At 71.8% G+C, this 2,618-nt stretch carries 3 protein-coding genes; all 3 read left to right on the top strand.

Annotation, left to right across the window (positions count from 1 at the left end):
* On the top strand, nt 1–970 hold a 970-nt coding region (locus tag VJS38_RS06790), incomplete at its 5' end, for an FAD-dependent oxidoreductase (protein ID WP_324087395.1).
* Nucleotides 971–981: 11 nt separating this feature from the next.
* Nucleotides 982–1,230 (top strand): sarcosine oxidase subunit delta, encoded by a 249-nt coding sequence (locus VJS38_RS06785; protein ID WP_324087394.1) that lies wholly within the window; start codon nt 982–984, stop codon nt 1,228–1,230.
* The coding region (locus VJS38_RS06780) for a 2Fe-2S iron-sulfur cluster-binding protein (RefSeq protein WP_324087393.1) at nt 1,230–2,618 on the top strand (1,389 nt) is incomplete at its 3' end. The genes VJS38_RS06785 and VJS38_RS06780, both read left to right, overlap by 1 nt.

Raw genomic sequence — 2,618 nt, 5'->3', positions numbered from 1 at the left:
GATGAAGCTCTGGGAGGGGCTGGAGCAGGACCTCAACTACAACGCCATGGTCAGCCAGCGCGGCGTGCTGAACCTTTGCCATTCGGACGTCCAGCGCGACGCCTTCGCCCGGCGCGGCAACGCCATGCGGCTGCACGGCGCGGACGCCGAGCTGCTCGACCGCGACGCGGTGCGCCGCCTGGCGCCCTTCCTGAACTTCGAGCACGCCCGCTTCCCCATCACCGGCGGGCTGCTGCAGCCGCGGGGCGGCACCGCCCGGCACGACGCCGTGGTCTGGGGCTTTGCGCGCGCGGCCTCGAACCTTGGCGTCGACATCATCCAGAACTGCGAGATGACCGGCTTCCTGCGCGACAACACAGGCGCGGTCACCGGGATCGAGACCGCGCGCGGGGCCATCCGCGCCGGCAAGGTCGGCGTCGCGGTCGCGGGGCACACCTCGCGGGTGGCGGCGATGGCCGATCTTCGCCTGCCGATCGAGAGCCACGTGCTCCAGGCCTTCGTCACCGAGGCGCTGAAACCGATCATCCCCGGCGTCATCACCTTCGGCGCCGGCCATTTCTACATCAGTCAGTCCGACAAGGGCGGCCTGGTCTTCGGCGGCGACATCGACGGCTACAACAGCTACGCCCAGCGCGGAAACCTGCCGGTGGTCGAGGACGTATGCGAGGGCGGCATGGCCGTCATGCCGATGATCGGCCGCGCGCGGATCCTGCGCAGCTGGGGCGGGAACGTCGACATGACGATGGACGGCTCGCCGATCATCGACGCCACGCCGGTGGAGGGCCTCTACCTCAACGGCGGATGGTGCTACGGCGGCTTCAAGGCGACGCCCGCGTCGGGCTGGTGCTTCGCCCACCTGCTGGCGACCGGCGCGTCCCACGACACCGCCAAGGCCTACCGCTTCGACCGCTTCCGCACTGGCCGTCTGATCGACGAAAAAGGCCAAGGCGCCCAACCCAACCTGCACTGAGACGCCGGCGCATGCGCATTCCCTGTCCGTTCTGCGGCGACCGAGACGCCCAGGAATTCGTCTATCGCGGCGACGCCGCGCCTCGGCGCCCTGACGGGGACGAGGGCATGTTCGACTACGTCTATCTGCGGGAGAACCCGGCCGGGCCGATCCGCGAGCACTGGTACCACGCCCAGGGCTGCCGCAACTGGCTGGTGGTCGCGCGCGACACCCGCACCCATCGCGTCAGCGGCGCCCAGCTCGCTGCGGAGGTTGGCTGATGAGCCGCCTTGCGACCGGGGGGCTGATCGACCGGACAAAGCCGCTCAGCTTCACCTTCGACGGCGCCCGCTACTCGGGCTTCGCGGGCGACACGCTCGCCTCGGCGCTCGTCGCCAACGACGTCCGCCTGGTCGGCCGCTCGTTCAAATATCACCGGCCGCGCGGGATCCTCACCGCGGGGCCCGAGGAGCCGAACGCCCTCGTCACCCTGCGCACGGGCGCGCGCGGCGAGCCGAACACCAAGGCCACCACCGTCCAGCTCTATGACGGGCTGGAGTGCACGAGCCAGAACCGCTGGCCGTCGCTCGCCGTCGACCTGGCGGCGGTCAACCAGCTGGCCGCGCCGCTGCTGGTGGCGGGCTTCTACTACAAGACCTTCATGTGGCCGGCGAAGCTCTGGGAGAAGCTCTACGAGCCGCTGATCCGTCGCGCGGCGGGGTTGGGCGCCCTCTCCGGCCTTCCGGACCCGGACCACTACGACCGCGAGCACGCCTTCTGCGACCTGCTGGTGATCGGCGCAGGCCCCGCCGGACTCGCCGCCGCGCTCACCGCGGGGCGTGCGGGCGCCCGCGTCGTGCTGGTCGAGGACGATCCGAGCCTGGGCGGGCGACTGCTCTCGGAACGGCATCTCATCGACGACATGCCGGGCCAGGACTGGGTAGGCCGAGCGGGCCTGGAACTCGCGGCGCTGGCCAATGTGCGGGTGCTGACGCGTACCGCCGTGTTCGGCGCCTACGATGGCGAATACGGCGCGATCGAGCGGGTGAGCGACCATCTGCCGGCCCCCGCCGCAGGACAGCCGCGCCAGCGCCTCTGGAAGATCGTCACCAAGCGCTGCGTGCTGGCGAGCGGCTCCGTGGAGCGGCCGATTGTCTTCAGCGGGAACGACCGGCCCGGCGTGATGATGGCCTCGGCCGTCTCCACCTACATTAACCGCTACGCCGCCGCCCCCGGCCGCCGGGCGCTGGTCTTCTCCTGCAGCGACTCCGGATGGGCGAGCGCGCGCGACATGCTCGAGGCCGGGCTGGAGGTCGCCGCGGTGGTCGATCCGAGGCCGCAGGAACCCGCCGTCGCTGCGGAGTTGCGCCAGCGCGGTGTCGAGCTCTACACCGGCGCGGTGCTGGGGAACGTCCTCGGCCGCGAGGTGCGGGGCGCAGAGGTGTGGACAGCACGCGGCGAGCGACGCCGCTTCGACGTCGACCTGGTGGCCATGGCCGGCGGCTGGAACCCGGCGATCGGCCTGGGCTCGAACCTCGGGGCGAGGCCGGCCTGGTCGGAGGCCCTGCACACCTTCCTGCTCGAAGAGGCGGCGCCGGGCATGACGGCCGCCGGCGCGGCGGCCGGCCGCTTCGCCCTCGGTGCCGCCCTCGCGGACGGCCGCCGCGCG

The sequence above is a fragment of the Phenylobacterium sp. genome (assembly GCF_035276905.1).
GTDB lineage: Bacteria > Pseudomonadota > Alphaproteobacteria > Caulobacterales > Caulobacteraceae > Phenylobacterium.
This window is presented reverse-complemented; position numbering and strand designations above follow the sequence as displayed.